This is a genomic window from Streptomyces colwelliae, from assembly GCF_048158785.1.
GTDB lineage: Bacteria > Actinomycetota > Actinomycetes > Streptomycetales > Streptomycetaceae > Streptomyces.
In genome coordinates, this window is the sequence record NZ_JBLTJC010000449.1 from 1 (window position 1) to 7,614 (window position 7,614).

At 67.6% G+C, this 7,614-nt stretch carries 8 protein-coding genes; all 8 read right to left on the reverse strand.

Features of this window, described 5'->3' with window-relative positions:
• On the reverse strand, positions 1-1,317 hold a 1,317-nt coding region (locus ACNFOC_RS47205), incomplete at its 3' end, for a glycosyl hydrolase 115 family protein (RefSeq protein WP_416965167.1).
• A gap of 181 nt (positions 1,318-1,498) precedes the next feature.
• The gene (gene tuf, locus ACNFOC_RS47210) at positions 1,499-2,692 is read right to left on the reverse strand and encodes an elongation factor Tu (RefSeq protein ID WP_416965168.1); all 1,194 of its coding nucleotides are present in this window, start codon (positions 2,690-2,692) and stop codon (positions 1,499-1,501) included.
• 176 nt (positions 2,693-2,868) lie between these two features.
• Entirely contained in the window at positions 2,869-4,998 is a 2,130-nt protein-coding gene (fusA, locus tag ACNFOC_RS47215; protein WP_416965169.1) for an elongation factor G, read from the reverse strand.
• Between the two features lie 39 nt (positions 4,999-5,037).
• Complete coding sequence (gene rpsG / locus ACNFOC_RS47220) at positions 5,038-5,508, reverse strand: 30S ribosomal protein S7 (protein ID WP_005481264.1); 471 nt, start codon at positions 5,506-5,508, stop codon at positions 5,038-5,040.
• A gap of 3 nt (positions 5,509-5,511) precedes the next feature.
• Complete coding sequence (gene rpsL, locus ACNFOC_RS47225) at positions 5,512-5,883, reverse strand: 30S ribosomal protein S12 (protein WP_003948652.1); 372 nt, start codon at positions 5,881-5,883, stop codon at positions 5,512-5,514.
• 331 nt (positions 5,884-6,214) lie between these two features.
• A complete protein-coding gene (locus tag ACNFOC_RS47230; protein WP_416965170.1) occupies positions 6,215-6,772 on the reverse strand; it encodes a DUF1707 and DUF4190 domain-containing protein in 558 nt (185 codons plus the stop codon).
• A 136-nt stretch (positions 6,773-6,908) separates the two neighbouring features.
• Positions 6,909-7,106, reverse strand: a complete 198-nt coding sequence (locus ACNFOC_RS47235; protein ID WP_416965171.1) for a MerR family transcriptional regulator — start codon at positions 7,104-7,106, stop codon at positions 6,909-6,911.
• The coding region (locus tag ACNFOC_RS47240; protein WP_416965172.1) for a hypothetical protein at positions 7,103-7,614 on the reverse strand (512 nt) is incomplete at its 5' end. The genes ACNFOC_RS47235 and ACNFOC_RS47240, both read right to left, overlap by 4 nt.

Genomic DNA, 7,614 nt, shown 5'->3' on the forward strand with positions numbered 1-7,614 from the left:
CCCCTCCCCCGCATCCGGATGCTTACGGACGTTCCCCCAGTTGTCGTCCGTCAGTACGACCGTGACATCACCCGGCGCCCTCAACCCCCGGTCCCAGTACCGCTGCACCTCCTTGTACAACGTCCACACCTGCGGAGTCTCCGCCGCCGGCCGCCCGGTCACCTCCTCGATGATCTGCCGCTGGGCCGCGATGATCTCCTGCATCAGCTCGATGCCGTCGCCGTCGGGGAGGCTCGTGTCGCCGTTCCCGCGCATGCCGAGCGTGACGACTCCCTCGAAGCCCTGGTCGACCATGCGCTGCACGCCGGCCCGCCAATAGGCGCGTATCGCCGGGGAGTTGAGCCGGTACGACCACTCCCCCGTCCCGCCGTACGGATCGTGCCCCGGCGTCACGATCGCGCCGGAGGAGTCCCGAACGGCGGCCACGGCATGCCGGTTCCACTCCTCGATCCCCCGCATCATCGGCGCCTCGTGCGACGTGCCCATGACAATCCCGTACTCCGCGGCCCGCCCGTGGTTATCCGGGTCGTCCTCCGCGAAGGCCCGCCCCCACACCGCCGGCCAGAGGTAGTTCCCCTTCAGCCGCAGCAGCACCTCGAAGACCCGGCCGTAGAAGTCCGCGTTGAAGCCACCCGGATACCCTGGCGCCTTCCCCGGCCCGAAGTAGGCCGGCGCCCACGTCCCCAGCGCCGGGTTCTCGTCGTTGATGAAGAAGCCGCGGTACTTCACCACCGGCGTGCCCTGCGAGTACCGCCCCGGCAGCACCCACACCTCACCCCTCCGCGTCGGCGGCACGTCGTCCCACCAGTGCCAGGGCGAGACCCCGATGCCGTACGACACGTCGTACGCACCGAAGATCGTGCCGCGCGGGTCGCTCCCCGCGACGACGAACGCCCGCTCCACCCCCGGCATCGGCCGCTCGACCACCGTCTGAAGCGAGGTCTCCCACCGGCCCCGCACCCCGGACACGTCCAGTTTCCCGGCGGCCACCAACCCGTCGATCAGCGCGCTGCGCCCGATCGTGCCGACCAGCACCACCTCACGCGCACCCGCGAGCGCGCTCCCGGGGCGTACGCCGGTGACGCGTTCGATGTCGCCCCTCAGGTCCCCTGCCACGCGTACGACTCCGGGGTGATCGTCAGGGTCCACCACTACCGGGGCGCCGACGAGGGGGAAGGCACCCGCCGTACGCGAGAAGGAGATGTACGCACCCGCGTCCGTAGCCCCCGATGCCTTCGACAACCCCACCCCCGACAGCACCGGCACCGCGGCAACTCCCGCACCCAGAACGGCTCTTCGGCTGACGGACGCAGACATGGCACACCCCTCCACACCTAATTTGCTCAGCGGCATGACAAATGGTGGGACGAGTGGAGGGAGGGGACAACGGGTCGTACGCGCCGAATAGTTTCGTAACACCAGCCGGGGAACAGCAAAGGGGCCCGTACGACCGAAGTCGTACGGGCCCCTCTGGAAAAGCTACCGGGTCAGATCAAGACTACTTGTTGATCTTGGTGACCTGGCCGGCGCCCACCGTGCGACCACCCTCACGGATGGCGAACTTCAGGCCCTCTTCCATGGCGACGGGCTGGATGAGCGAAACCGTCATCTCAGTGTTGTCGCCCGGCATGACCATCTCGGTGCCCTCGGGGAGGGTCACGACGCCGGTCACGTCCGTGGTGCGGAAGTAGAACTGGGGACGGTAGTTGTTGAAGAACGGCGTGTGACGGCCACCCTCGTCCTTGGACAGGATGTACGCCTGGGCCTCGAACTCCGTGTGCGGGGTGACCGAGCCGGGCTTGATGATGACCTGGCCGCGCTCGACGTCCTCGCGCTTGATGCCACGGAGGAGCAGGCCGACGTTCTCGCCGGCCTGGCCCTCGTCGAGCAGCTTGCGGAACATCTCGATGCCGGTGACCGTGGTGGTGGTCTTCTCCTGCTTGATGCCGATGATGTCAACGGTCTCGTTGACCTTCAGGACACCACGCTCGATACGGCCGGTGACGACCGTGCCGCGACCGGTGATCGTGAAGACGTCCTCGACGGGCATGAGGAACGGCTTGTCGGTGTCACGCGGCGGGGTCGGGATCGCCTCGTCGACGGCGGCCATCAGGTCGAGGACCGTCTGGCCCCACACCTTGTCGCCCTCGAGCGCCTTGAGCGCCGAGACCTTGACGACCGGCAGGTCGTCGCCCGGGAACTCGTACTCGGAGAGGAGCTCACGGACCTCGAGCTCGACGAGCTCCAGGATCTCCTCGTCGTCCACCATGTCGGCCTTGTTCAGGGCGACGACGATGTACGGAACGCCGACCTGGCGGGCCAGGAGCACGTGCTCCTTGGTCTGCGGCATCGGGCCGTCGGTGGCGGCGACCACGAGGATCGCGCCGTCCATCTGCGCGGCACCCGTGATCATGTTCTTGATGTAGTCCGCGTGACCGGGGCAGTCGACGTGGGCGTAGTGACGCGTCTCGGTCTGGTACTCGACGTGCGCGATCGAGATCGTGATACCGCGCTGGCGCTCCTCAGGAGCCTTGTCGATCTGGTCGAAGGCCGAGGCCTCGTTCAGGTCCGGGTACGCGTCGTGCAGCACCTTGGTAATGGCGGCCGTGAGGGTCGTCTTACCGTGGTCGATGTGACCGATGGTGCCGATGTTGACGTGCGGCTTAGTCCGCTCGAACTTCGCCTTCGCCACTGGGTCCTCCTGTGGAGTGGTTCTGGTACGCCTTACTCATCGGCGCCAGGTGATCTTTGCTGGGATGCCGCCCGCCGGGGTTCTGCTCCCGGTTTCCGGGGACGATCTCTCGTCCCGCTGCCGGTCTTCGGACCCCGGCGGTCGGTGTCAAGCCTAAAGCGTGCAAACGGTGTGTGTTACTCGCCCTTGGCCTTCGCGATGATCTCCTCGGCGACGTTCCGGGGAACCTCGGCGTAGGAGTCGAACTGCATCGAGTAGCTTGCGCGACCCGAGGTCTTGCTGCGGAGGTCGCCGACGTAGCCGAACATCTCCGAGAGGGGCACGAGGCCCTTCACGACGCGCGCACCGGCACGCTCCTCCATGGCCTGGATCTGGCCACGGCGGGAGTTGATGTCGCCGATGACCTCACCCATGTAGTCCTCGGGCGTGGTGACCTCTACGGCCATCATCGGTTCGAGGAGCACGGGGGACGCCTTGCGCGCGGCCTCCTTGAAGGCCTGCGATCCGGCGATCTTGAAGGCCAGCTCGGAGGAGTCGACCTCGTGGTAGGCACCGTCGAGAAGCGTGACGCGGACGCCCGTCATCTCGTACCCGGCGAGGATGCCGAACTGCATGGCCTCCTGCGCACCGGCGTCCACCGACGGGATGTACTCCCGCGGGATACGGCCACCGGTGACCTTGTTCACGAACTCGTACGCCGGGCCGTCGGACTCGGTGATGGGCTCGATCGCGATCTGCACCTTGGCGAACTGACCGGTACCACCGGTCTGCTTCTTGTGGGTGTAGTCCACGCGCTCGACGGCCTTACGGATCGTCTCACGGTACGCGACCTGCGGCTTACCGACGTTGGCCTCGACCCGGAACTCGCGCTTCATACGGTCGACCAGCACCTCGAGGTGCAGCTCGCCCATACCGCCGAGGATGGTCTGGCCGGTCTCCTCGTCCGAGTGAACGTGGAAGGAGGGGTCCTCCTCCGCGAGACGCTGGATGGCTACACCCAGCTTCTCCTGGTCACCCTTGGACTTGGGCTCGATGGCGACCTGGATGACCGGCGCCGGGAAGTCCATGGACTCCAGGATCACCGGGCTCTTGTCGTCACAGAGCGTCTCACCGGTCGTGGTCTGCTTCAGACCCATCACGGCGACGATGTCGCCGGCGCCCACCGCCTCGATCTCCTCACGCTTGTTCGCGTGCATGCGGTAGATCTTGCCGATGCGCTCCTTCTTGCCCTTGACGGAGTTCAGCACCGCGGTGCCGGTCTCCAGGCGGCCCGAGTAAACCCGGACGAAGGTGAGCTTGCCCAGGTGCGGGTCGCTCATGATCTTGAACGCGAGCGCGGACAGCGGCTCGTCCACGGACGGCTTGCGCTTGATCACGAGCTCCGGGTCCTTCACGTCGTGGCCTTCGATGGCCTCGACGTCAAGCGGAGTCGGGAGGTAGCGCACGACCGCGTCGAGCAGGGGCTGGACGCCCTTGTTCTTGAACGCGGTGCCACAGAACACCGGGGTGACGGTGATGCCGTCGGACTTGCCGGACGCGATGGTGACGCGACGGATCGCGGCGTACAGCTGCTCCTCGGTGGGCTCGACGCCCTCCAGGAACAGCTCCATGATGTCGTCGTCGTTCTCGGCGACGGCCTCAACCAGCTTGCCGCGGTACTCCTCGGCGGCCTCGGCGTGCGTGGCCGGGATGTCGACGACGTCGTACATCTCGCCCTTCGCCGCCTCGGCGGACCACACGAGCGCCTTCATGCGGACCAGGTCCACAACGCCCTTGAAGTCCATCTCGGCACCGATCGGAAGCTGCATGATCAGCGGCACCGCACCGAGGCGGTCCTTGATCATGTCGACGCAGCGGTGGAACTCCGCGCCGGTCCGGTCGAGCTTGTTCACGAAGCAGATGCGCGGGACGCCGTAACGGTCGGCCTGACGCCACACCGTCTCGGACTGCGGCTCGACACCGGCGACACCGTCGAACACCGTGACGGCACCGTCGAGGACGCGCAGCGAACGCTCCACCTCGACGGTGAAGTCGACGTGCCCCGGGGTGTCGATGATGTTGATCGTGTAGTCGTTGTCCTCGAGCGGCCAGTGACAGGTGGTAGCAGCAGAGGTGATCGTGATGCCACGCTCCTGCTCCTGCTCCATCCAGTCCATGGTGGCAGCGCCGTCGTGAACTTCACCGATCTTGTAGCTGACGCCGGTGTAGAAGAGGATCCGCTCAGTGGTGGTCGTCTTGCCCGCGTCGATGTGGGCCATGATCCCGATGTTGCGGACCTTGGCCAGGTCAAGTGAAGTGGTAGCCATAAGGCTTCGGTCTTCTCTCGGTCTCGATGGGGTCTGCGACTACCAGCGGTAGTGCGCGAAGGCCTTGTTGGACTCGGCCATCTTGTGGGTGTCCTCGCGCTTCTTGACGGCCGCGCCGAGGCCGTTCGAAGCGTCGAGAAGCTCGTTGAGCAGACGCTCGGTCATGGTCTTCTCGCGACGGGCGCGGGAGTAACCGACCAGCCAGCGCAGCGCGAGCGTGTTGGCGCGACCGGGCTTGACCTCGATCGGAACCTGGTACGTCGCACCGCCGACTCGGCGGGACTTGACCTCGAGCGTGGGCTTGATGTTCTCCAGCGCGCGCTTCAGCGTGATGACCGGGTCGTTGCTGGTCTTCTCGCGCAGGCCCTCCATGGCGCCGTACACGATGCGCTCGGCGGTGGAGCGCTTGCCGTTCAGCAGCACCTTGTTGATCAGGGAGGTGACAAGAGGAGAACCGTAGACCGGGTCGATGATGACCGGGCGCTTCGGGGCGGGGCCCTTACGAGGCATTTTCTACTTCTCCTTCTTGGCGCCGTAGCGGCTGCGGGCCTGCTTGCGGTTCTTGACACCCTGGGTGTCGAGCGAACCGCGGATGATCTTGTAGCGAACACCGGGCAGGTCCTTCACACGACCGCCACGCACGAGCACGATGGAGTGCTCCTGCAGGTTGTGTCCCTCACCCGGAATGTAAGCGGTGACTTCGATCCCGCTGGTCAGACGCACACGCGCGACCTTACGCAGGGCCGAGTTCGGCTTCTTCGGGGTGGTCGTGAACACACGCGTGCAGACGCCACGACGCTGAGGGGAACCCTCGAGTGCGGGCGTCTTGTTCTTCTCGACCTTGTCCTGCCGGCCCTTCCGGACCAGCTGCTGGATCGTAGGCACTACTTCTCCGGTTTCTGTGTGCCGATGGTGAAGCTAACCTGGAACGTCGCCGACCCACGCGGTCGGGTGTGTCGAATCCCGCAGACTTTCGCCGGAAAGCAAAAGGGGCGCAGATCGCGGTGGCCAGTGTCGGCTCCCTTAGTGCGGTTCAAGGCACGCACGAGAGCCAGGGCACACCCCAGGCACAAGGTCTGAGCGTACCTACCTCATTCGCTGCGGTCAAAACAAATGGGTGCCACCCACGGCTCGACACGGGAGATGCCGAAGCCGCGCCCCGTCCGCGATCTTCGAATCTACGGCGCGGAGGGGGTGGGTCTGCCGCATGGAACCCTCACGTGGAGCTCGCCGCCGCCACGATCATGAGGAGGAGTATCAGGGCCCAGCCCGCGACGGCGAGCCAGCCGAAGACCAGTCCGGTGAGTGCGAGGCCGTCGCCGCCCTCCTCCGTGCGCTGGATCTCGGCGCGGGCGGTGTGGCCGAGGATCACCGCGGGGATGCCGGTGAGGCCCAGCGTCGGCACGATGAGGAGTCCGCAGACCAGCGAACCGACCGCCTTGCCGTTGGTCGGCGGCACCGGGGGCGGCAGGAACGTCGGCGGCACCGGCCTGAATCCCGGATGCGGCGCCTGCACGACCGCGGTCGCCTGCGGCCCCTGGGGCAGATCGGCGACCAGCAGCATCAACTCGCCCACCGTACGGGCGTCGTAGGCCCGGGCGACCCGCTTCTCCAGCTCGTCCTCCCGCAGCCGCCCCTCGGCGAAGCCGGCCCGGAGCACGTCCACCGCCCGCTCCCGGTCCGCGGTCGCGGCCAGCATCGACGCCCCGGCCTGTCCTGGCGACGGCTGGTGCGGTCCTGGCCACTGCCCCTGCCACGGTGTCGGGTACGACACGGAACACCTCCCCCGGCGCCGGAGACCGAATGCCTCCATGATGCTCCAACGCACCGAAAACGGCACCGGTTCCCCAGAGGGATCGAAAAAGGTCGGCCACCCCGCCCGCCCATATAGGGGAGCGGGGTGGTCCGTGTCAGCGGGAGCGGCGGGCGGTGCGTTCCGCGGCGAAGACGTCCTCCAGCCGGAACAGTTGGGCCCGCCCCGCCCTGCCGGCCGGCGTCAGGCGACCGAGCTGCACCCACTTGCGGATGGTGGCGGGCGCGACCCCGGCCTCCTGCGCGGCGAGCGGCCCGGGAATCAGCGTCGGCAGTCCACCCCTGGTCCCCGTCATCGGTCCCACTCCCCCTCGTTCCAGGTGTGCCGGTAGGCCGGGTCGTCGTGGCAGCCGCAGTCCGGCGCCGAGCAACGGCAGGCCGGGTTCACACAGAGCACCGCGCCCCGGTCCGGGAAGGCCCGCAGCGAGACCGAGTCGCACCAGGGGCAACGGCCCGACACCCGTACGACGGTCTCGGTGTCCCCCAGCGCGCGGGCACAGCGCCGCGCCATCCGCCGGGTCTCGTCCCGCACGTGCGCCGCGAGTACGGCGTCGGCGGCGATCTCGTCGAGCAGCCCGGCGATCCGCCGCAACCGCTCGGGCACGGACGCCCGCCGCGCCCGCGGCAGCCCGAGCCGGTCCCGCACGGCCTCTTCCAGCTCTACGACGCCGTCGCTGATGTCCCGGATCGTGTCGGAGATGTGCAGGCGCAGCGGGGCCGCGCTGTGGCCGGGGGCGACGAGTCCGTGCCGCTGTTCCAGGAGGAGGGCCTCGGCGCGCTCCTCGCGGAGCCGGCCGGCGAGGT